Annotated in this window: 21 protein-coding genes; 9 read left to right on the top strand and 12 right to left on the bottom strand. The window is 73.5% G+C overall.

Translation table 11 applies throughout. From position 1 onward, the window contains the following. The gene (locus tag ACOBQU_RS37895; RefSeq protein WP_423634983.1) at window positions 1-1,326 is read left to right on the top strand and encodes a glutamate-1-semialdehyde 2,1-aminomutase; all 1,326 of its coding nucleotides are present in this window, start codon (window positions 1-3) and stop codon (window positions 1,324-1,326) included. Window positions 1,327-1,338: 12 nt separating this feature from the next. On the opposite strand, the gene ACOBQU_RS37890 is transcribed toward ACOBQU_RS37895, so the two are convergent. After that, window positions 1,339-2,025 carry a phosphatase PAP2 family protein gene (locus tag ACOBQU_RS37890; protein ID WP_423633849.1) on the bottom strand — a complete coding sequence of 229 codons (687 nt, stop codon included), beginning with the start codon at window positions 2,023-2,025 and terminating at the stop codon, window positions 1,339-1,341. Window positions 2,026-2,232: 207 nt separating this feature from the next. Further along, window positions 2,233-2,883 (bottom strand): CatB-related O-acetyltransferase, encoded by a 651-nt coding sequence (locus ACOBQU_RS37885; RefSeq protein WP_423633847.1) that lies wholly within the window; start codon window positions 2,881-2,883, stop codon window positions 2,233-2,235. A 131-nt stretch (window positions 2,884-3,014) separates the two neighbouring features. Here ACOBQU_RS37885 and ACOBQU_RS37880 point away from each other — a divergent pair, with 131 nt between their 5' ends. Next, window positions 3,015-3,602, top strand: a complete 588-nt coding sequence (locus ACOBQU_RS37880; protein ID WP_423633845.1) for a TetR/AcrR family transcriptional regulator — start codon at window positions 3,015-3,017, stop codon at window positions 3,600-3,602. A gap of 40 nt (window positions 3,603-3,642) precedes the next feature. On the opposite strand, the gene ACOBQU_RS37875 is transcribed toward ACOBQU_RS37880, so the two are convergent. After that, window positions 3,643-4,044, bottom strand: a complete 402-nt coding sequence (locus tag ACOBQU_RS37875) for a DUF6463 family protein (protein WP_423633843.1) — start codon at window positions 4,042-4,044, stop codon at window positions 3,643-3,645. Between the two features lie 161 nt (window positions 4,045-4,205). On the opposite strand from ACOBQU_RS37875, the gene ACOBQU_RS37870 reads away from it, so the two are divergent. After that, a complete protein-coding gene (locus ACOBQU_RS37870) occupies window positions 4,206-4,793 on the top strand; it encodes a TetR/AcrR family transcriptional regulator (RefSeq protein ID WP_423633841.1) in 588 nt (195 codons plus the stop codon). A 27-nt stretch (window positions 4,794-4,820) separates the two neighbouring features. Here the strand turns inward: ACOBQU_RS37870 and ACOBQU_RS37865 are convergent, their stop codons facing one another. Then, complete coding sequence (locus ACOBQU_RS37865) at window positions 4,821-5,930, bottom strand: hypothetical protein (protein ID WP_423633839.1); 1,110 nt, start codon at window positions 5,928-5,930, stop codon at window positions 4,821-4,823. 2 nt (window positions 5,931-5,932) lie between these two features. Continuing rightward, a complete protein-coding gene (locus ACOBQU_RS37860) occupies window positions 5,933-7,006 on the bottom strand; it encodes a hypothetical protein (RefSeq protein WP_423633837.1) in 1,074 nt (357 codons plus the stop codon). A gap of 147 nt (window positions 7,007-7,153) precedes the next feature. On the opposite strand from ACOBQU_RS37860, the gene ACOBQU_RS37855 reads away from it, so the two are divergent. The 3 genes from ACOBQU_RS37855 to htpG all read left to right on the top strand — a co-directional run bounded on the left by ACOBQU_RS37855 (window position 7,154) and on the right by htpG (window position 10,644). Continuing rightward, a complete protein-coding gene (locus ACOBQU_RS37855) occupies window positions 7,154-7,654 on the top strand; it encodes a type II toxin-antitoxin system Phd/YefM family antitoxin (RefSeq protein WP_423633836.1) in 501 nt (166 codons plus the stop codon). 229 nt (window positions 7,655-7,883) lie between these two features. After that, on the top strand, window positions 7,884-8,567 hold the full coding sequence (locus ACOBQU_RS37850; protein WP_423633834.1) for a type III effector protein: 684 nt from the start codon (window positions 7,884-7,886) through the stop codon (window positions 8,565-8,567). A 160-nt stretch (window positions 8,568-8,727) separates the two neighbouring features. After that, a complete protein-coding gene (gene htpG, locus ACOBQU_RS37845) occupies window positions 8,728-10,644 on the top strand; it encodes a molecular chaperone HtpG (protein ID WP_423633832.1) in 1,917 nt (638 codons plus the stop codon). Between the two features lie 83 nt (window positions 10,645-10,727). On the opposite strand, the gene ACOBQU_RS37840 is transcribed toward htpG, so the two are convergent. The 3 genes from ACOBQU_RS37840 to ACOBQU_RS37830 all read right to left on the bottom strand — a co-directional run bounded on the left by ACOBQU_RS37840 (window position 10,728) and on the right by ACOBQU_RS37830 (window position 15,059). Next, window positions 10,728-12,866: an ATP-binding protein gene (locus ACOBQU_RS37840; RefSeq protein ID WP_423633830.1), complete on the bottom strand. Its 2,139-nt coding sequence runs from the start codon at window positions 12,864-12,866 to the stop codon at window positions 10,728-10,730. Between the two features lie 263 nt (window positions 12,867-13,129). Next, window positions 13,130-13,786 carry a DUF4360 domain-containing protein gene (locus tag ACOBQU_RS37835; RefSeq protein WP_423633829.1) on the bottom strand — a complete coding sequence of 219 codons (657 nt, stop codon included), beginning with the start codon at window positions 13,784-13,786 and terminating at the stop codon, window positions 13,130-13,132. A 313-nt stretch (window positions 13,787-14,099) separates the two neighbouring features. Continuing rightward, window positions 14,100-15,059, bottom strand: a complete 960-nt coding sequence (locus tag ACOBQU_RS37830; RefSeq protein WP_423633828.1) for an alpha/beta hydrolase family protein — start codon at window positions 15,057-15,059, stop codon at window positions 14,100-14,102. A gap of 160 nt (window positions 15,060-15,219) precedes the next feature. On the opposite strand from ACOBQU_RS37830, the gene ACOBQU_RS37825 reads away from it, so the two are divergent. Beyond that, window positions 15,220-15,864 carry a TetR/AcrR family transcriptional regulator gene (locus ACOBQU_RS37825; RefSeq protein ID WP_423633826.1) on the top strand — a complete coding sequence of 215 codons (645 nt, stop codon included), beginning with the start codon at window positions 15,220-15,222 and terminating at the stop codon, window positions 15,862-15,864. A gap of 586 nt (window positions 15,865-16,450) precedes the next feature. Here the strand turns inward: ACOBQU_RS37825 and ACOBQU_RS37820 are convergent. The 3 genes from ACOBQU_RS37820 to ACOBQU_RS37810 form a co-directional block, all read right to left on the bottom strand. After that, window positions 16,451-17,158 carry a class I SAM-dependent methyltransferase gene (locus ACOBQU_RS37820; RefSeq protein ID WP_423633824.1) on the bottom strand — a complete coding sequence of 236 codons (708 nt, stop codon included), beginning with the start codon at window positions 17,156-17,158 and terminating at the stop codon, window positions 16,451-16,453. Between the two features lie 130 nt (window positions 17,159-17,288). Next, window positions 17,289-17,483, bottom strand: coding sequence for a phage holin family protein (locus ACOBQU_RS37815; RefSeq protein WP_423633822.1), 195 nt, complete (start codon window positions 17,481-17,483; stop codon window positions 17,289-17,291). An 87-nt stretch (window positions 17,484-17,570) separates the two neighbouring features. Further along, complete coding sequence (locus ACOBQU_RS37810) at window positions 17,571-17,939, bottom strand: winged helix-turn-helix transcriptional regulator (RefSeq protein WP_423633820.1); 369 nt, start codon at window positions 17,937-17,939, stop codon at window positions 17,571-17,573. 119 nt (window positions 17,940-18,058) lie between these two features. Between ACOBQU_RS37810 and ACOBQU_RS37805 the strand changes: the two genes are divergently transcribed. Both ACOBQU_RS37805 and ACOBQU_RS37800 read left to right on the top strand, forming a co-directional pair. Further along, window positions 18,059-18,712 carry an NADPH-dependent F420 reductase gene (locus tag ACOBQU_RS37805; protein WP_423634982.1) on the top strand — a complete coding sequence of 218 codons (654 nt, stop codon included), beginning with the start codon at window positions 18,059-18,061 and terminating at the stop codon, window positions 18,710-18,712. 124 nt (window positions 18,713-18,836) lie between these two features. Next, entirely contained in the window at window positions 18,837-19,793 is a 957-nt protein-coding gene (locus tag ACOBQU_RS37800) for a serine/threonine dehydratase (RefSeq protein ID WP_423633818.1), read from the top strand. A gap of 22 nt (window positions 19,794-19,815) precedes the next feature. Here the strand turns inward: ACOBQU_RS37800 and ACOBQU_RS37795 are convergent, their stop codons facing one another. Continuing rightward, on the bottom strand, window positions 19,816-20,037 hold the full coding sequence (locus tag ACOBQU_RS37795; protein WP_423633816.1) for a hypothetical protein: 222 nt from the start codon (window positions 20,035-20,037) through the stop codon (window positions 19,816-19,818). Window positions 20,038-20,436: the final 399 nt, after the last annotated feature.

Here is a 20,436-nt window from a genome sequence, read left to right as displayed (position 1 = left end):
ATGGACACCGAGGAGTTCGCGCTGCCCCGGTCGCGCGCGGCGAACGAGCGGCTGCACGCGCTCATTCCCGGCGGCGCGCACACCTACGCCAAGGGCGACGACCAGTACCCCGAGCACCTGGCCCCGGTCATCAGCCACGGCCGTGGCGCCCACGTGTGGGACGTCGACGGCAACCGCTACGTCGAGTACGGCTCGGGGCTGCGGTCGGTGAGCCTCGGGCACGCCCATCCGCGCGTCCTCGAGGCGGTGCGGCGTCAGCTGGACCGCGGCAGCAACTTCGTACGGCCGTCCCTGCTGGAGGCCGAGGCCGCGGAGCGCTTCCTGGCGACGGTGCCGACGGCCGAGATGGTGAAGTTCGCGAAGAACGGCTCCGACGCCACCACCGCCGCGGTGCGCCTGGCCCGCGCCGTCACGGGCCGCCCGCGGGTGGCGATCTGCGCGGACCACCCGTTCTTCTCCGTCGACGACTGGTTCATCGGCACGACGCCGATGTCCGCGGGCGTCCCGGAGGCGACCAACGAGCTGACCGTGGCGTTCCCGTACGGGGACCTGGCGGCCACGCGGGAGCTGCTGGACCGGTACGAGGGGGAGATCGCCTGTCTGATCCTGGAGCCCGCCACGCACAGCGAGCCGCCGCCCGGGTACCTCGAAGGGCTGCGCGAGCTGGCCCACCGGCACGGCTGCGTCCTGGTCTTCGACGAGATGATCACCGGTTTCCGCTGGTCCGAGGCGGGCGCGCAGGGCCTGTACGGCGTCGTCCCCGACCTGTCCACGTTCGGCAAGGCGCTGGGCAACGGGTTCGCGGTGTCCGCGCTCGCCGGGCGCCGCGAGCTGATGGAGCGGGGCGGCCTGCGCCACTCCGGTGACCGGGTGTTCCTGCTGTCGACGACGCACGGCGCGGAGACGCACGCGCTGGCCGCCGCGATGGCCGTGCAGACCACGTACGTCGAGGAGGGGGTGACCGCGCGGCTGCACGTCCTCGGCGAGAAGCTGGCCGCGGGGGTGCGCGAGGCCGCGGCCAGCATGGGCGTGGGCGAGCACGTGGTGGTCCGGGGCCGGGCCAGCAACCTGGTCTTCGCCACCCTCGACGAGCGGCGGCGGCCGTCGCAGCCCTACCGCACCCTGTTCCTGCGCCAGCTCCTCGCGGGCGGGGTGCTGGCCCCGTCGTTCGTGGTGAGCGCCGCGCTCAGCGACGCCGACATCGAGCACACCGTCGACGTGGTGGGTCAGGCCTGCGCGGTGTACCGCAAGGCGCTGGACTCCGGTGACCCCACCCCGTGGCTGGGCGGGCGGCCGGTGAAGCCGGTGTTCCGCCGCACGGTGTGAGGTGACGTGCCGTCAGCGGCGTGGCCGGGGACCGGCGTCGGCCGCCCGGTCGACCAGCCACGCCGTCGCCGGTACCACGGCCAGCGCGGTGCACCAGCCGCCGAGGACGTCGGTCGGGTAGTGGGCGCTCAGGGAGACCTGCGCCCAGCCCATGGCGGCACCGGCGGCCAGCGCCGCGCCGAGCGCCAGTGCCGTCCCGGCCGCCCTGCCGAGGCCGAGCCGCCCGGTCGCGAGCAGCGCCGTCACGAGGGCGAGCGTGGTGAGGAAGGCGGTGTGCCCGCTCGGATACGACAGGTTGCCCTCGCCGTGGATGGTGCGCCCCACCAGCGGCTTGACCAGCGTGGTCGTGCCGACGGCAGCGCCGCTCGCGGCCACGGCGAGCACCGCCGCGCGGGGGCCGCGCAGCAGCAGACAGGCCGTCGCGACGGCCACGACGAGCAGGGCCGCTCCGGCGGGCTCCCCCAGGAAGTCCACGGCCAGCGCGAGGCGCCGCCACGGCGGCCCGATGGCGTCCGCCGTGGGGTCGACGAACCATCGGTCCACCCTGCCGGGTGCGCTGTGGCCCGCGTACAGGATCCCGATGACGACGGTGGTCAGGGCGCCCAGGGCCGCGATCAGCGCGAGCGGTGGGCGTAACGCCGCGGGCAGCGCCGTGGGCGCCGTCCGTTCGACTTCCGTCGGCGCCGACTCCCCGCTCACGAGCCCCCCCTGGCATGTCTCGCTTGGCCCGTGTGGGGGCCGTCCGTGCGGCCCCGAACTCGCGTGCGTGTCCGTCGCCTTGGTCCCGGGCGCCGGACGCGGTCCCGGCCTGCCACCCTAGCCAACATCCGCTGACAGCACACCGCGTTCCCCCGCCGTGACGCGCGGCGGGGAACGCGGCACGCGGTTCGCACGGCGCCCGCTCCGTCACGTCCGCGCGGCGCCGGGCGCGGCGGCCTCCAGGTCCGCGAGGGAGCCCGACATGATCGTCCGTACGTGTGCGGTGATGTGCTCGGCGGGCCAGTCCCACCAGGCCAGCGCCAGCAGCCGGGCGACGTCGTCCTCGTCGTAGCGGGTGCGGATGAGGCGCGCCGGGTTGCCGCCGACGATCCCGTAGTCGGGTACGTCGCTGGTGACCACGGCGCCGGAGGCGACGATCGCGCCGTGGCCGATCCGCACGCCGGGCATGACGGTCGCGCCGTGGCCGAACCAGACGTCGTGGCCGACGACGGTGTCGCCCCGGTTGGGCAGGCCGGTGAGCAGGTCCATGTGCTCGGCCCAGGAGCCGCCCATGGTGGGGAAGGGGAAGGTGGAGGGGCCGTCCATCCGGTGGTTGGCGCCGTTCATGAGGAACCGCGTTCCCGTGCCCAGCGCGCAGAACTTGCCGATGACCAGCTTCTCCGGGCCGTAGTGGTAGAGGACGTTCCGCGTCTCGAACGCGGTCGCGTGGTCCGGGTCGTCGTAGTACGAGTACTCCCCCACCTCGATCAGCGGGGACGTGACCAGCGGCTTCAGCAGCACGACCCGGGGCTGCCCGGGCATGGGGTGGAGGATCGTCGGGTCTGCGGGTACGGGCATGGGACTGGTTCCTCGCGGTCGTGCGGATCGCTTCCAACGCAACGGCACGGCCCGTGCCGATCGTTCGGTCATCCTCCGCCCCCGCCCGCGCGCCTGTCAACGGCATGCCACGTGCCGTTAGAGTCGGGCCCATGGCGAACGAAACCCCGGCCCCCCGGCGCCGGGGCGCGGCACGCACCGAGGCCCTGCTACAGGCGACGCTCGACCTGGCCGCGGAGGTCGGGTACGCGGGCCTGAGCATCGAGGCCCTCGCACGCCGGGCCGGGGTCGGCAAGCACACGATCTACCGGCGGTGGCCGAACAAGGCGGCGCTGCTCCTCGACGCGCTCAACCGCGCCTGGCTGACGGACCTGGACTACCGCGACACCGGCGACCTCCGCTCCGACCTGCGCGAGCAGTTCCTGCGCTCCTTGGCGGCGCTGGCCGACCCGCCGATCGGTCAGGTCTACCGCGCCGTCATCGCCGAGGCCCAGTCCGACCCGGCGCTGCGGGCCACCCTGCACGAGCGGTTCCTGCGCACCGCCGAGCAGAGCACCCTCGAACGCGTCATCCGCGCCCAGCGCGCGGGCGAGCTGCGGGCGGACGCCGACCTGACGTTCGCGGCGGAGGTGCTGTGCGGGGCGCTGTACTACCGGCACCTGCTGACGCCGTTCCCGGTGGACGAACGCGCGGTCGACGGGCTGCTGGACATGTTCATGGACGCGTACGCCGCGCGCTGACCGGGGGCGGCCAGGGCCGACCGGCGCGCGGGCCGTTCGGTCACGCCTGAGGAAGCCCGGCGCGCGCCGCGGAGTTGGCGCGGCGCGCCCCGATGACCAGCAGGGCGCAGGCCACCGCGAAGACGGGCCAGGGCGTGAAGGGCAGCACCACGGCGTCCAGCAGGGTCCAGACCCCGAGCGTCCAGCCGATGAACGCCGGTGGGGTGATGCCGCGCCGCTCCAGCCACAGCACCGTCAGGCCCACCAGGATCAGCGGCACGCCAAAGCTGTCCAGACTCAGGAAGTACGCGCTGCCCGCGGGGCTCATATCGGCGAGGTCCTCGTTCCACAGGCCGCCGCTGAACCACGTGTCGGCGTGGCGCGCGGCCTTCTCCACGGTCAGGGCGCCGATCGAGTGGGCGATTCCGCCCAGCGTGATGATCCAGCCAGCCCACTTGATCATCCGAGGTCTCCGTTCGTGACGTGCGTGGTCGTGATGTACGCGGTTCCGGTACCCGTGTTTCGCTACCACGGTTTCGATACTGCGGTTTCGATACTCTCGTTCCGTATAATGCAGGCATGGCAGGCACGAAGCAACGGGGCGGGCGCCCCCGGGACAGTCGCGTGGATCACAAGATCCTCCAGACCACCCGCGAGCTGATCGACGAAGTCGGCTACCAGGACCTGACGGTCGACCAGGTCGCGGCCCGCGCCGGGGTGGGCAAGGCGGCGATCTACCGCCGTTACGCGTCCAAGGCGGAGATGGCGTTCGTCGCCACCGTGCACGAGCAGCGGATGCCGCCGTTCACCAGCACCGGCTCGCTGCACGGGGACCTGCTGGCGCTGGTGCGCGCGTTCCACGCCCGGATGGCCGCCCCGGCGGCCCGGCAGCTGGCCCCGGCGCTGATCAGCGAACTGGCCGTCAATCCCGAGCTGGAGGACCGCTTCCAGGACACGTTCCTGGCCACCGAGCAGGCCTGCCTCGCCGAGATCGTCGAACAGGCCGTGGCGCGCGGCGAGTTGGCCGGACCCGTGGATCCGGCCATGGCGCATCTGCTGCTGCTCGGCTCGCTGGCGTCCGCCCTGTACATCCTCAAGCTGCCCGTGGACGACGCGATGGTCACCGACCTCGCGACCGCCGCCGCGGCGGGGATCACCGCCCTCGCCGACCGGCGCCCCGGCGGGCCCGGCGACGCCGCCGGGCCGCGCTGACGGGGCCCGGACCGGTGTGCCGCCGCCTCAGCCGAACCGCAGGACGCGCGGGGCGAAGGCGCCGTTGGGGCCGCTGGCGCGGCCGACCGACCACACGGTCGCCGAGCCCGGCACCGGCGCCAGGCTGAACGACCAGGAGTCGTACTCCCCCGGGACCGCGGGTTCGTCGTACTCGGCGAACGACCGCCCGTCCCAGGCGAGGAAGTCCGGTCCCGGGACCAGCGGCGGGGAGCTGCCCGGCGGGCCCCACTTCAGCGAGCGGGCCACGGAGATCCAGCCCAGCTCGCCGGAGGCGGTGGGAGCCAGCGAGGTGACGGAGCCGAAGTCGGCGGGCACCTTCACCCGGCTCCACTGCTGCCCGTCGAAGCGGACCAGCAGGGGCGGGATGGGTCGTCCCGGCGGGCCGCCGATGAACCCGCCCGTGCCGCCCGCCCACACCTCGGTCGGCGAGACCGCGAGGACGCTGCCCACGGCCGCCCGCGGGAACCCGTCCACGATGGTCTGCTCCCACCGCTGGCCGTCCCAGTGCGACACGGCCGCGCCGTCGCTGGCCGCGCCCGCGGCCCAGACGTCGTCGGCCGCCCGGACGTGCAGGCCGTACACGGCTCCGGGCGGCACCGGCATGTCCCGCCAGCCGCGCCCGTCCCAGCGCAGCAGCGCCTGCGCGCCCTCCCGGGTGCCGATCAGCCAGGTCGCGCCGCCGCCGGAGACGACCTTCGTCAGGGCGACGCCGCGCGGCGGTCGGCTCTCGGACCAGGCGGTGCCGTTCAGGCGCAGCAGGCGGGCGCCGCCCGCCGTGTCGCGGCCGACCGCCCAGGCGGCGGTCGGCGAGGTCGCGGCGGCGGACAGCAGCTCCCCCTGCCAACCGGCACCGGGCAGCCGCTGGCGCTGCCAGGCGGTGCCGTTCCAGCGCAGCAGCAGCGGGAACCCCGGTGCCTCCCGGCCGACGGCGTCGGCGCCCACCGCCCACGCCCGGTCGGGCCCCGTCGCCACGGCCTCGTTCAGCCCGGCCTGGGGGCGCACCTGCTCGGGGACGGGAACGTGCTGCCAGGAGCGGGTGTCCGCGGCGGCCGACGACATCAGGGTCGCGAGGGCCAGGGCGGCGGCGAGGGCCGCGACGAGCAGTCTGCGCACCACGGTCAGCCTCCCCGCCGCTCGCTCATCAGGGTGGGTTTCGAGCCGTAGATCTCGACGGTCCCGAAGGACAGCAGCGAGGATCCGGCCCTCGTCAGGGCTCGCGGCCTGACGTCGATCGCGTCCTCGCGCTCGGGCCCGTAGGAGAAGGTGGTGCGGGAGCCGCGCAGGCGCGCGTACCTCGACTGGAAGGCGCGGTCGCTGCGCACCGGCAGCCACAGCGCGCCGTCCGGGCCACGCACCATGTCCGCGAGGTGGGCGTCGCCGAGCGGCGGGTAGGCGGTGCGCCAGGTCCTTCCGTCGAAGGTCATCAGGTAGGCGCGGGGCACGCCGTCGGTGTACTGGCTGCCGCCGATGGTGGCCCGCCCCGACGGCTCCAGCAGGATCGTGTGCACGTTGCTGCCCGGCGGCAGCGGCACCCGCGCGTCGCGCCACGCCGTGCCGTCCCAGCGCAGGACGGCCATCCCTCCGGTGCTCCGGTCCGCCCAGGCCCAGACGTCGTCGGCGGTGCGCGCGGTGAGGCCCATCACGTACAGCACACCGTCCGGGGTGGACTGGGTGGTCCAGCGGGCGCCGTCGTAGTGCAGCACCTTCAGGCCGGTGTCGTCCTCGCCGACCACCCACGCGCCGCCGGGTACGGCGGCGAAGTCCTGGTACGTCCGCAGGGTCCGCGGCAGGGCGACGGTGCTCCAGCCCTCCGCCGACCGGCGCAGGATCCGCCCCTCCCCCCGGTGGTTCTGGAGGATCCACACCTCGTCGCCGACGAACTGCACCCTGCCGAGCGAGCCGGGCTCACCGGTGCCGGGGAAGCCGGTGTCCCGGGTCCACGCCCTGCCGTTCCACCGGTACAGCATCGGCCGCACCCCGTCGACGGCGTGCTCCTCGTGCCCCGTCGCCCAGGCCTCGCCGGGGCCGCGCGCGGCGAGGTCCCGCACGGTCGCGGGCGCGGACGCCGTCGGCACCGGCAGCGCCGACCAGCCCCGCGCCCCCACCACCGCCGGTGACGCCGCGGCGGTCGGCGACACCACCGTCGTACACGCCATCACGAAGCACACCAGCACCGCACGGAGACCGTTCACGAGACCCCCCAGAGCGCGAAGGTCGCACAAAGTACCGGCGTTCACGCGCCCGCGAACAGACGGCATCCGGCCGAACCCGCGCCCGGCCGTCACCCACGCGGGCACCGGCACCCCGACGGCACCGGAGCCCCGGTAGCGTCGGGCGCCATGGAGGATCTGAAGATCGTCGTCGAGCGCCGGTGCGCCGCGAACCCGATCGACTACGAGCGCCTCGCCTCGCTCGTCGAGTCCACCGGCGAGCGCGTGGTGCTCACCGACGCGGACGTGCCGGTGAGCGTGCTCTACCCGGCGGCCAGGGCGGCCGAGTTGGAGCACTGGGCCCGCGCCGACCACCCCGCGGACCCGCCCCCGCCGCGGGCCGAGGAGGAGGGCGACCCCGACCAGCCGACGTGGGACGTCGGCCGCCTGCACGCCGAGCCGCTGGCCCACCCCCGGGAGTACGGGCCCTACACCCGCTACGCGCGCGCCGACGGCAGACGCGTGAGCTTCGCCCGCGGCGGAGCCGTGGTGGCGGTGCAGATGAGCGCCGACGAGGCGGCGTGGCTTGAGGACAAGGCCCTGCACACCCGCCAGGGACACATGGACCCCAAGCAGCTGGCCGCGTTCAGGGAGTTCCTGGCCCGGCAGCCGCCGGTCGGCGAGCGGTGACCCGGCGAGCGGTGACCAGGTGCCCGCGCCTGGCCAGGCGCGGGCACTGGACTGGGCGTACACGCCGCGTCGGGCGTTCGCGCCGCGCCTGGCACCCGCGCTGAACCGGGCGTTCGCCCCACTGGACCGGGCGTTCGCCCCGAGCGGAGGGCCGGTGCGTTCCCTCTGGATCCCCCTAAGATGTCATCCGCCCGATGACAAGCTCCATGTCGTCCAGAGAGTGACAGCGATGACCGAGAAGCCCACCGCTCCCGACGGCGGGCCGCCGCCCGGCGGGCCAGCTTCCTTCGTTGCCGCAGCCACCGCGCTGGCCGCCATCGACGACGCCGTCCGCACCGCGCAGAAGCCCGCGCCGGACGCCGCTCCCGAGGCGCGGGTCGGCCCCGAGCAGGCGCTCGCCGGCCTGCTGCTGCTGCGCGAGGTGCGCACCCGTCTCGCCGGGTGGGAGGCGGGACTCGTCGAGACCGCCCGCGCCGCCGGTGCCACCTGGGCCGACCTCGCCCACCCCATGGGCGTCGCCAGCCGCCAGGCCGCCGAGAACCGCTATCTGCGGCTGCGGACCGCCACCGGCGCCCGCGGCCCGGCCGACACCGGCGCCGAGCGCGTCAAGGCGGTGCGCGACCGCCGCGCCGCCGAGCGCAGCGTGACCTCCTGGGCCCGTGCGAACGCCGCCGACCTGCGGGTCCTCGCCGCCCAGCTCACCGCGCTCACCGACCTCGCACCCACGGCGCGCGCCGCCCAGGCCGCCCTGCGCACCGCCCTCGGCGCCACCGACGCCGCCGGGCTCATCGCGCCCCTGGCCGAGATGCGCCCCCACCTCGGCGCCCGCCACCCCGACCTCGCCGACCGCCTCGACTCCCTCACCCGCCACACCGACCGGCTCCGTCACGACAGCAACCGCCGCCGCGCCTGAGAGCCCGGACACCCACGAGCCCCTAGATGCCCAGATGCCTATGGAGCCCCAGATCCCTGCCCCCGAGGCCCCCAGGCCCCATCCCCCGCCGTTCCCCATGCCTTAGATCCGTTAAATCCACAGCCATAGATCCCGTACCTCCAGAAAGGGAGACCCCAGAGTGGGCAGCAGTGTCGAGACGCTGGAATTCCAGGCCGAGACCCGCCAGTTGCTCCGGCTGGTGATTCACTCGATCTACTCGAACAAGGACATCTTCCTGCGCGAGTTGATCTCGAACGCCTCCGACGCACTGGACAAGCTGCGGCTGGAGTCGCTGACCGACTCCGACCTCAAGGTCGACACCTCCGACCTGCACATCGCGCTGGAGATCGACAAGGACGCCCGTACGCTGACCGTCCGTGACAACGGCATCGGCATGACCCGGGACGAACTCGTCGAGCTGATCGGCACGATCGCCAAGTCCGGTACCGCCGGACTGCTGGAGAAGATCAAGGAGTCCAAGGACGCCGCCACGGCACAGAGCCTGATCGGCCAGTTCGGCGTCGGCTTCTACTCGGCGTTCATGGTCGCCGACAAGGTCACCCTGCGCACCCGGCGCGCGGGCACCGACGCCGGTACCCAGTGGGAGTCCGACGGCGAGGGCACATACGAGATCCAGGGCGTCGACGACCTGCCGACGGGCACCTCGGTCACCCTGCACCTCAAGCCCGCCGACAGCGAGGACGGGCTCGCCGACTACCTGTCCGAGTCGAAGATCCGTCAGATCGTCAAGCGCTACTCGGACTTCATCCGCTGGCCGATCCGGATGGCCACCGAGCGCACCGACTCCGAGGGGAACACCACGCGGAGCGTCGACACGCTCAACTCGATGAAGGCGCTGTGGGCCCGGCCGCGCTCGGAGGTCACCGAGGCCGAGTACAAGGAGTTCTACCAGCAGATCAGCCACGACTGGCTCGAACCTGCCGAGACGATCCACATGCGCGCCGAAGGCACCTTCGAGTACGAGGCGCTGCTGTTCATCCCCTCGCAGGCACCGTTCGACCTGTTCTCCCGCGAGACCAAGCGCGGCGTGCAGCTGTACGTCAAGCGGGTGTTCATCATGGACGACTGCGAAGCGCTGATGCCCAACTACCTGCGCTTCGTCAAGGGCGTCGTGGACGCCCACGACCTGTCCCTGAACGTGTCCCGCGAGATCCTCCAGCACGACCGGCAGATCCGCAGCGTACGCCGCCGCCTGGTCAAGAAGGTGCTCGGCGCCATCAAGGACATGCAGGCCAAGGACACCGAGCGCTACACGAAGCTGTGGGACCAGTTCGGCCGGGCGCTCAAGGAGGGCCTGATCGAGGACACCGACAACACCCAGGCGCTGCTCGAGCTGGTGTCGGCCGCCTCCACGCACGACCCGGAGAAGACCACCACCCTGCGCGAGTACGTCGAGCGCATGAAGGACGGCCAGGACGCGATCTACTACCTGACCGGCGAGACCCGCGCGATGGTGGAGAACTCCCCGCACATGGAGGCCTTCGCCGCCAAGGGGTACGAGGTGCTGATCCTCACCGACCCCATCGACGAGGTCTGGGTCGAGCAGGTCCCGGAGTTCGACGGCCACCGCCTCCAGTCCATCGCCAAGGGCCAGGTCGACCTCGACGAGTCCGGCGACGGCGACGAGGGCGCCGACAGCGACAAGGCCCAGCGCGAGCAGGACTTCGCCGCGCTGCTGCCGTGGCTGACCACCACCCTGTCCGAGCAGGTCAAGGAGGTCCGCCTGTCGTCGCGTCTGACGACGTCGGCGGCGTGCATCGTCGGCGACGCGCACGACATGACGCCGACCCTGGAGAAGATGTACCGGGCGATGGGCCAGCAGATGCCCCCGGTCAAGCGGATCCTGGAGCTCAACCCGACGCACCCGCTGATCACCGCGCTGCGCTCGGCGCACGAGGCCAACGCCGACGACCCGGCGCTGCCGGAGATCGCCGAGCTGGTGTACGGCAGCGCCCTGCTCGCCGAGGGCGGTGACCTGCCCGACCCGGCCCGCTTCACGCGGCTGCTCACCGAGCGCCTGACCCGCGCCCTCTGATGAGCCGCGGGGTGCGGTCCCCTCACCTGGGGGACCGCACCCCACGTCCGCCGACCGCCGCCCGACCACCCCACCTGTCCTTCTCAGGGGGCGAGTTGGCCGCCCCCGAACGGCTGCGCGGGCGGCGGGCCGGAGCGTGCCGCGGGGTCGAGGGCGTAGGCGATGCCGGTGTCCTCGTCGACGGCGCCTCCGGCGTCGAAGGCGTCCCGGTAGGCGTCCGCTCCGAGGGCCTCGCGGGTCCGGCGCTCGCAGGCCTCGTGGGCGGCCACCATCGCCGGAATGCCCGCCTGGGGCTGACCGAGCGAGTCCCACAGCCGCGCGGCCAGACCGAGCAGCCACGCGGCCTCCCGGTGTCGGCCTGCGCCGGTGGCGGAGCGGGCCAGCGATTCCAGGGCGTGGGCGGTGCCCACGCCGTCGCGCAGCCGGTGCTTGATCCGCAGTGCTGCCCTGGCGTGCTCATGTGCTTCCTGGAGTCGGCCCAGGGCCAGTTCGGCCTGGGCGCGGACGAAGTCGCCCCAGGCGCACATACTGCGCTCGCCGCTGCGCTCGCCCGCGGCGCTCAGCTCATCCAGCCAGACGACGGCTTCCTCCAAGCGGCCCGCGGCCACGAGGGAGTGGGTGAGGAGGACCAGGGCCGACAGGTGCACCGAGGTGGGTGGTTGCTCGCGCCAGCCCGCGGGGAGCAGGGCCTCGGCCTGGGCCACCGTCCGCTCCAGGTCGCCGCGCAGCGCCGATGTCCGCAGGGCGGTGGAGGCCGCGTAGGTCCGCTCCCTGTCGCCGAAGCGTGCGGCCAGGGCGGCGCATTCGGCGGCCCGTTCCTCAAGGGCGGGCAGGTCGCCCAGGTAGAGCAGCAGCAGACCGCAGGCGTACAGGGCCGTCACCCGGGCCGGGGAGGGGGCGATGTCGGCGGCCAGGGCCTGGTCCAGATAGTGCCGTCCCTCCTTGGCGAACCCGCACTCCTGCCAGAAGAACCACAGCGTTCCGGTCAGCTCCAGCGCGACGTGGCCCCCGCGTTCGGTCAGGCTGTACTCCAGCGCGGCGCGCAGGTTGTCGTGCTCGGCGGTCATCCGGTCGTACCAGGCGAACTGGTGCGGCCCGATCCAGGCGGCCTCGCCCCGGCGGGCCAGGGCCAGGTAGTGGTCCCGGTGGCGTCGGCGCAGCGTGGCCTCCTCCCCGAGGCCGCGCAGCCAGTGGGCGCCGTACTCACGGATGGTGTCCAGCATCCGGTAGCGCTCGGCGTCACCGGTCGGTTCCCAGATCAGGATGGACTTGTCCACCAGTGCCTGGAGGAGGCCGGGGACCTGCTCGCCGGAGACCAGCGCGTCGGCGCACACCCGGCGGGCCGCCTCGGTGTCGAAGGTGCCTGCGAAGACCGAGAGGCGGGCCCAGATCAGGCGTTCGGCGGGCGTGCACAGCTGGTGGCTCCAGCCGATGGCGGTGCGCAGTGCCCGGTGCCAGGGCGGATCGGCGTCCAGGTCTTCGCCTTCGGTGCTGCCGAGGATGGTGTACCGGTCGTCCAGGCGCTGGTTCAGCTCGGCCACGGGAAGGTCGCGCAGGCGGGCGGCGGCGAGCTCCAGGGCCAGCGGCAGGCCCTCCAGTCGGCGGCACAGGGCGGCGAGTTCGGCGCGGTTGGCGTCGGTGACGGCGAATCCGGGCACGGCCCGCGCGGCCCGGTCGGCGAGCAGCACCACCGCGTCGGCCGCCGCGGCCATGCCGTCGGCCGTGGGGACCGGGAGCGGATCCAGGGCGAGTATGTCCTCGATGTGCAGGCCGAGCGGGCGGCGGCTGGTGGCCAGGATCCGCAGACCCGGCGCGACGCTCAGCAGCGTCGCCGCCACCTCGCGGCACTCCTCGACGAGGTGCTCGCAGGTGTCCCACACCAGCAGCGTCTGCCGCTCGGCCAGGTACTCGGCGATCACCTCCAGCATCGGCCGGGTGGTCTGGTCCGCCAGCGGCAGAGCCTCGGCGATCGCGTACGGGAGCGCTTCCCAGCCGTCGGTGAGCGGGGACAGCCCCACCCACCACACGCCGTCCGCAAAGCGCGGCTGCAGTTCGCCCGCCGCCCGTCGGGCCAGCCGGGTCTTGCCCACGCCCCCGACGCCGGTCACGGTCACCAGCCGCGACCGCCCGCACAGCCGGGCCACGTCCTGAAGCTCCGTCCGCCGCCCGACCAGACGACTTGTCTCTCCGGGCAGATTCCCCGCGCGCCGCTCCGCCGCCATGACCGCCCCTTCTCCGGCACTCTGTCGCCGCCCTAGGGAGACGGTGCGAGGCAGAGACCCCACCCAAACCACTCGACCGCAAGCGTCGACAAATGATCACTCCTGACCGGTATCGCCGCCCACAGCCCTCAGAAGCGTTCACACTGCCCCGAGCGGCGCGGAAGCGCGCGAGGCCCCGTGCCGCTCTGCGAGGCGCCAACGGCAAGGAGGCCCCACCCTGCGGGTGGGGCCTCCGGTTCGGCTCGGTCCGGCTCGGTCCGGGCCTACCCGTTCGAGCAGGGCTTCCAGGCGAGCCTGTACACGCTGCTGACCTTGGCGTCGGTCGAGTCCATGGTCATGAAGCTGGTCTTGTCGGAGTCCGTCGCACCGAGGACCCGCAACTCGGTGTTGACGTTCAGGTTCCGCTTCGCGCCGCAGGGGGCCCAGTCCAGGTCCTCCCAGGGCTTCGTGTCGGTCGCCTGCCAGTTGTCGGCGTAGGGGCCGCGCCAGCGGTGGCTCTCGGACTCGGTCTCGGGCGAGCCCTGGAAGTAGTACGACGCCTTCTCCACGCCGCTGACACCGTGGTGCAGCGAGGCGTAGCCGCGGTAGTCGACGCTGGCGATGGCGTAGGTGTGGCTCTCCGGGGCGTGCACGATCAGGCTGAGCTGGCAGTTCTTGCGGAAGTCGACGGGGGCGGACTGCGCTCCCGCGCTGGCGAGGTAGTCGCTGTAGGTGACGGTGAACGCCGAGCTGTCCGGGGCGGGAGCCACGGCGACCGTGCCCGCGCGGCAGCCCGATCCGTTGACCGTGGCGACCTCGACGCGGATCTTCTCGACGGGGGGCTGGGGAGTGGTGGGGACGTCTGGGGACGTGCTGGGTGGAGCCAGAGACATGGCGAACAGCGCCGTGAGCGCGCCGCTCGCGAGAAGTCCAGCGGCCATGGTTTTCCTATCGCGTTGTCGGAGCCTGAATCCTGAAAGTGACGTGAGCGGTTCAGGAGGGATGCATGTACCCACGAGAAACCAGTGGGGCATGCCAAGCGGGCGGATCATTGGGGAACGAGCGGCCACCCGCTGGCTGAGGGCCTCAGGCGAGAGGAATGGTACGAACCAAGGGTGGGACTGCCTAGTGCAACTTCGGCCAAGCACGGACGCCCCGGTGGGGCGTGGCCCGCTCGGCGCCGGGCCGTGACCCGTCCGCCCGGAACATGTACTCCGCACCAACGGAAGGGCGTTGCGGAGCCATCGGATCCGCCTACTTGGACTCGATCCGGCCGACGGGGGACGGGGCGGTCGTGAGGGCTTCGCGGGCCGTTCGCCAGGTGGGGTCGTCGGGGTGGAGTTCGCTGCGGAGGTAGGCCGCGGTGAGGCGGGCGAGCGCGGTGACGCGTTCGGGGTTTTCGTCGGTGGTCTCGGCGACGTCGTATCCGGAGATCCCGCCGAGGCTGTGCTCCGCGTCGAACAGGGTGAGCAGGGACTTGGGGCCCGGGGCGAGGTGGTACGGGTCGGCGTGCCAGTCGGGGCCCTGGACCGTCAGGAAGGCGGAGTCGTCCTTGTCACCGGCGACGACGAGCGCGGGCGTCGTCATCGTGGAGAAGTCCGCGGTCAGGAGGAAGGGGTAGTTCTCGGCGGTGAACTCGGTGAGGGCGGCGCCGCCGCGGCCGGTCGCGGCGAGCAGGACGCCCGCCTTGATCCGGGAGTCGGCCAGGTCCACCTCCGTACCGTCGTCGGGATCGGTGAGCCGGGCGCCGAGCAGCAGGCTCGCGGTGTGCCCGCCCATCGAGTGCCCGGCGACGGCGACCCGGCTGGGGTCGAGGCGGCCGCTCAGCTGCGGGACGGCGGCCTCGACCGCGTCGAGCCGGTCCAGGATGCGCGTCATGTCCTCGGCCCGGGTGCGCCAGTGCGCGGCGGCGCCGGGTGCGTGGGGGTCCGGGGTGAGCGTCCGGGAGTCCAGGTGGGTCGGCTGGATCACGGCGAAGCCCTCGGCCGCCCAGGAGTTCGCGAGCGGGGCGTAGCCGTGCAGCGAGGAGAGGTGGCGGGAGAAGCCCAGGCCGTGCGAGAGGAGGATCACCGGCAGCTCCCCGCCGGTGACGGGCGCGGAGACCCGCACCTGGAGGTCCACCGCGCGGCCGGGAGCCGACAGCACCACCGGGCTGACGGAGAGGACGGGAACGGGAGCGGCGGGGGTGGTGACGGTGCCAGCAGGTTCACTCATGACGCACATGCCCTTCGATGGCCCCCGCCGTCGGCCGCGTACGGCCGACGGCGGGGATGGCGGAGCGCCCGCGTTCAGCTACGCTAAATCGGATCGTTGTTCCACTTACGATACGGATCAGCGTTCCGTTTAGTCAACGGCCGATCGGGAGGAGAGCGTGGTGCCCACAGCAGGCCAGCCCAAGGGGGCATCCGCCCGCAACAAGCGGGCGGACGCCGTGCGCAACCAGCAGACGCTGCTGGACGCCGCCGCGGAGGTGTTCGTGACCTCGGGGATCGACGCGCCGATCCGGGAGATCGCGGCCCGGGCGGGCGTCGGCCTGGGGACGCTCTACCGCCACTTCCCGACCCGCGCGGACCTCGTCACCGCCGTCTACCGCCGCCAGATCGAGGCGTGCGCCGAGGCCGGGCCGAGGCTGCTGGCCGACGCCGCGTCCCCGTTCGACGCGCTGCGCCAGTGGATCGACCTCTTCGTCGACTTCCTGGTCACCAAGCACGGCCTCGCCGACGCCCTGCGGTCCGACAGCGAGCGCTTCGCCGCGCTGCACACCCAGTTCCTCGACCGTCTGCTGCCCGTCTGCGCCGAGCTGCTCGACGCCGCGGTCGCCGCCGGTGACATCAGGCCCGGCGTCCAGCCGTACGAGCTGATGCGCGGCGTCGGCAACCTCTGCGCCGGACGGGACGACGACCCCCGCTACGACCCCCGCCGGTTGATCGGGCTGCTCCTCCAGGGGCTGCGGCAGCCGCACCCCGGATCGGGCCTCAGGCCTGGGCCGTCGGCGCGGCGAGCTGCGCCAGGTGGTTGAGCGAGTTGGCCAGGTGCTCGGTGTCGAACGGGGGAACTGGATGATCTCCCGGACGGGCGGGGGCACCTGCGACCAGTCGTAGGTGAGCGTGATCTCGGTCTCGAACGGGCTGAGGGGCACGAGGTCGTAGCGCCAGAACCAGCCGCCGAACTCCAGGCGCCCGTCCTCCTTCTCCTGCCCCGGCCGCCAGCCGATGGCGTGCGGCGCGTCCAGGACGTTGACCTGGTTGGCCACCTGGTAGTCGCCGTCCGGATGGTTGGCGTGGTACATGCTCATGCGGAAGACCTGTCCCGTCTCGGTGAGCGGCGCCCGGTCGACCGGCTCCCGCACCCAGCCGGTGCCGTCTATCGCGGCGTGGGTCGTCGGGTCCGCCAGCACCGCGAACACGCTCGCGGCTGGCACGTCGACCTTCAGGGTGGCGCTCAGGGTCTCCTGATTCACGGTGTGCACGCTCCTCGTCGTCCTCTTGTTGGCCGTTGGCCTTGGTGGCTCGGGTCCTCGCCCCGGGCTCATCTGTGTAGACGGCGCACCGAGGCCGGACTCATCGGCCCTTCCGGGCCCGGCCGCGTCCGGAAGGGCCGACCGGTCAGCCTCGGACGTACGGGCGGAATCTCGTCGCCGTCTCCCCTAACGGGCGGAACCCGGCCCCGGCCAGGAGCCGATCGGCGTCGGCCTCGGGGAACACGCGGTAAGTGGAACGCTGGTGGGCCAGCACGGTGTCGTCGCGCAGGACGTAGTAGTCCTTGGTGATCCGGCCGTCTTCGCGCTCGCCGACTTCCTGGGCGTACACCAGGCCGCCGGGCAGCGGGCGCCGGTAGGGGCGGTGCGCCTCCTGGACGGAGAGCAGCAGCAGGCCGCCGGGGCGCAGGGCCGCGGCCACGTTGGCGAGGCCCTTGGCGTTGTCGCCGTCGTCCAGGAGGTGGCTGCCGAGGTCGGCGCGGTCGGCGTCGCCCAGCCAGAGCCAGACGCCGCCCACCGAGTAGGCGACGTCGAACGCCGGGCCCGGCGCCATGGTCAGGACGTCCTGGTGTACGAGTCGCACCCGGTCGCCCAGCCGTGCCCGGGCCCGCGTCAGCATGCTCGCGGTGTGGTCGACGCCGGTGAACCGCACGTGGTCCGGGACCAGTGGGAGCAGGCGTTCGCAGGCCAGCCCCGTGCCGACGCCCAGTTCCAGGACGTCGTGGCGGTCTTCGATGAGGGGTGCCAGTTCGTGTGCGTACGCGTCGTGGTCGTAGTACCCCGACGTCATGATCAGGTCGTAGTAACGAGCTAGCTCTGCGTAGGAGTTGGCCACCCGCGTGACGGTAACGGCCCCGGCGAGGCGTCGGTAGGACGCCCTCACCGGGGCCGTGCGGGGGCGCGTGGGGGCGTGCGGCCCGTCGGCAGGGCCGCCGCCGAGGCCCACTGCGGCCTCGGCGCGGGTGTCAGTCGCGGTCCTGCGAGTCGGGCGTGTCCCACGAGTCGGAGCGCGGCTGGGGCTTCTGCGGAGGGTTCGGCCGCTGCTCCACGCGCCGCTTGCCGCGCCAGAAGAGGTAGAGCAGCGCCACCACGAGCGCCACCCCGATGATCACGATCAGGGCGGTCGCGCCGCTGCCGGATGCGAGTGTCGAATAGTTCATCCTCTGCCTGTACCTCACCGGCGTCGGCCGATGCCCTGTCGGCGCGATCACCCACCCGATCGGCCCACCGATCGGCCCGCCGGGCGGTCAGTCCCGGGCGGAGGCTTCGCGGGCGGCCGCGTCCTGGGCGGCCATGACCTCGTCCCCGTACGCGAAGGCCCACGCGCCGACGGCGTCGATGGGGGCCAGCAGGGTGCGGCCCAGGTCGGTGAGCCCGTACTCGACCCCCGTGGGCGCCTCGGGGTGTGCCCGCCGGTCGACCAGGCCGTTGAACTGGAGCCGCCGCAGCGTCTCGGTGAGGACCTTGGAGCTGATGCCCCCGATCCGCTCCCGGAGTTCCGCCGGGCGCCGGGGGCCGTCGCGCAGCGCCCAGAGCACCACGGCGTTCCAGGTGTTGGAGAGCAGGTCGAAGGCCAGGCGGGCGCGGCAGTCGGCGAGGAAGGCGTCGGTGGTCACGTACCAAATGGTGCCCGACGGGCCTTCTAGCGTCGATGTGACCGCTCGCACTCGCGGCGGCGACGGAATGGACGGAGAGGCAACGCGTGACGAGGATCGGCGTCCTGGGCACGGGCAACATGGCTGACGCGCTCGCCACCCACTGGGTGCGGGCCGGACACGAGGTGACCATCGGGGGACGGGACGCGCACAAGGCGCAGCGGCTCGCGGCGCGCGTCGGGTGCGGGGCGCGGCCGGGCAGCCTGCGGGCGGCGGCCGAGTCCGGCGAGGTGGTGCTGGCCGCGCTGCCGTTCGCGGCGGGCGCGGACGTGGTGCGGGAGCTGCGGGCGGCCCTGGCGGGCAAGGTGCTGATCGACTGCTCGAATCCGGTGGGACCGGGCTTTCGGCTGCTGACGGAGGGCGGGCCCTCGGCGGCGCGGCGGCTGGCCGCGGCGGCGCCGGAAGCCCACGTGGTGAAGGCCTTCAACCTGTGCCACGAGGACGTGTGGCGCATGCGCCCGCCCGTGTTCGAGGGGCGGCCCCTGGCCGTGCCGGTCTGCGGGGACGACGAGGCGGCCCTGGCCCGCGTGCGCGAGCTGGTCGGGGACGTGGGCTGTGCGCCCGTGGCGGGCGGCGGGCTCGACCGGGCCGGTCTCCTGGAGGCGACCGCCGCGCTGTTCATCGCGCTGTGGGTGGCCGAGGGCGCGGACGCGCAGGCCATCGCGCCGCCGCTGGCCTACGCGACCGGGCCGGGCCGACCGGAGGCGGAGAGCGTGGCGGGGGCCGGGCGTTAGCGGCTGTCGCGCCTGCCGGGACCGGATGCGCACGCTCCCCCGTGAGGGCGGCGGGCTGATCGGAGGGTCGTAGGGTCGTCGCGGGCGCCATCTGGCCCGCCCCGACCTTCGTGGAGGACTGCTCGTGTCAAGGATCGCCTACGGCGACGTGGAAGCCGCCGCCGACCGCATCGCCGGTCATGTCCGCCCGGTCGCGATGGCCCCGGTCGAGCCGGGGGTGTTCGGCGCGGCCAGGGGGCACCTCGCGCTGGAGTACCTCCAGCACACCGGGAGCTTCAAGGCCCGCGGCAGCGAGGCGTTCTTCACCGCGCACCTCGCTGAGGGGAGCATGCCGGGCGCCGGGGTCGTCATCGCCTCCGGGGGCAACGCCGGTCTCGCCACGGCCTGGTCGGGGCGTCGCCACGAGGTCCCGGTCACGGTGTTCGTCCCCGAGAACGCGCCCGCGGTGAAGACCGCGCGGCTGCGGGCGCTGGGCGCCGACGTCCGCCAGGTCGGGCGGGAGTACGCCGAAGCCCTCGCCGCCGCCGAGCGGTTCGCCGCCGAGTCGGGGGCGCTGCGCGGGCACGCGTACGACCACCTCCAGGTGGCCGCCGGTGCCGGGACCCTGCTGCCGGAGATGGTGGCGGCGCTCCCCGAGGGCCTTGACACCGTCGTCGTGGCGGTGGGCGGCGGCGGGCTCTTCGCCGGGGTCGCGGCCGCCGCCGAGCACTTCGGGGTCCGGGTGGTGGCCGTCGAGCCGCGCCACTGCCGGGCCCTCAACGCCGCCATCGAGGCGGACGCGGTCGTCGACGTCACCGTGGAGTCCGTCGCCGCGGACTCGCTCGGGGCCCGGCGCACCTCGCGGATGGCCCTGGAGCGGGCCCGGCGTCCGGAGGTGCGGTCGGTCCTCGTCGAGGACGCCCATATCGTCCAAGCCCGGCAGGCCCTGTGGGACGACCGCCGGATCGTGGTGGAGCACGGCGCGGCCACGGCGCTCGCGGCACTGCTGAGCGGCGCCTACCAGCCGGTCGCCGGGGAGCGGGTCGCCGTGGTGCTGTGCGGGGCGAACACCGATCCGGCCGATCTGCTTCCGACGCCCTGACGCGAGCGGGAGGGCGGGCCCGCTACCGCTGGGGCGTGACGTCCTGGTTGCGGTCGGGCGGTGCGAGCGTGCCGTGGTTCTCCAGTGGCACGACGGTGCCGTGGTGCTCCAGGGGCGCGAGCGTGCCGTGGTTCTCGCCAGGGCTCGGCGGATGGTTCTCGGCGACGGCCGCGGGGGCCGCGATCCCGCCCAGGACGACCGCGACCAGCGCGCTGGCAGCGAGGATCTTCTGCGGGTGGCGCATCACTTCGACTCCTTCGTACAGGAAGCGCTTCGGCTCGGAACCTCAGGACTTCAGGACCTCAAGGCCTCGGGGCTTCCGGGCCTCCGGGCCTCGGGCCTCGGGGGTTCCAGGCCTCGGGGCGCGCGAGGCGGGGCACAGGACGCGGGGCGTGGACGCCGAGACGTGCGAGCCGCTCAGCTCGCCGTACGCACTCCCCCCGTGGTGCGTACGGCGCCGGTGCCCAGCACGTCGTGTGCCGCGCCTCGCGGTGGCCCGCGCTGGCTGGTCGCGGGCCGCCCAGCTCATTCTCCGAGCCCGACGGCAGTTGTCCGAAAGCCCCGACGGTCAACGACAGACAAGTCGAACAACCAGGTCACGGGCGCAGGTTGGCCGGAACAGTCGTTGAGCACGCGTACGCAC

This window comes from Streptomyces sp. G45 (genome assembly GCF_049542095.1).
GTDB lineage: Bacteria > Actinomycetota > Actinomycetes > Streptomycetales > Streptomycetaceae > Streptomyces.
The sequence above is the reverse complement of the archived record's forward strand: the minus strand, read 5'-3'. Positions and strand labels throughout refer to the sequence as shown.

Coding starts and splice junctions, on each gene's coding strand:
- ACOBQU_RS37840 (WP_423633830.1), bottom strand. CDS start 12,866: ATGGCGGCGGAGCGGCGCGCGGGGAATCTGCCCGGAGAGACAAGTCGT.
- ACOBQU_RS37850 (WP_423633834.1), top strand. CDS start 7,884: ATGACCGAGAAGCCCACCGCTCCCGACGGCGGGCCGCCGCCCGGCGGG.
- ACOBQU_RS37815 (WP_423633822.1), bottom strand. CDS start 17,483: ATGAACTATTCGACACTCGCATCCGGCAGCGGCGCGACCGCCCTGATC.
- ACOBQU_RS37895 (WP_423634983.1), top strand. CDS start 1: ATGGACACCGAGGAGTTCGCGCTGCCCCGGTCGCGCGCGGCGAACGAG.
- ACOBQU_RS37885 (WP_423633847.1), bottom strand. CDS start 2,883: ATGCCCGTACCCGCAGACCCGACGATCCTCCACCCCATGCCCGGGCAG.
- ACOBQU_RS37805 (WP_423634982.1), top strand. CDS start 18,059: ATGGCTGACGCGCTCGCCACCCACTGGGTGCGGGCCGGACACGAGGTG.
- ACOBQU_RS37830 (WP_423633828.1), bottom strand. CDS start 15,059: ATGAGTGAACCTGCTGGCACCGTCACCACCCCCGCCGCTCCCGTTCCC.
- ACOBQU_RS37795 (WP_423633816.1), bottom strand. CDS start 20,037: ATGCGCCACCCGCAGAAGATCCTCGCTGCCAGCGCGCTGGTCGCGGTC.
- ACOBQU_RS37880 (WP_423633845.1), top strand. CDS start 3,015: ATGGCGAACGAAACCCCGGCCCCCCGGCGCCGGGGCGCGGCACGCACC.
- ACOBQU_RS37875 (WP_423633843.1), bottom strand. CDS start 4,044: ATGATCAAGTGGGCTGGCTGGATCATCACGCTGGGCGGAATCGCCCAC.
- ACOBQU_RS37855 (WP_423633836.1), top strand. CDS start 7,154: ATGGAGGATCTGAAGATCGTCGTCGAGCGCCGGTGCGCCGCGAACCCG.
- ACOBQU_RS37835 (WP_423633829.1), bottom strand. CDS start 13,786: ATGGCCGCTGGACTTCTCGCGAGCGGCGCGCTCACGGCGCTGTTCGCC.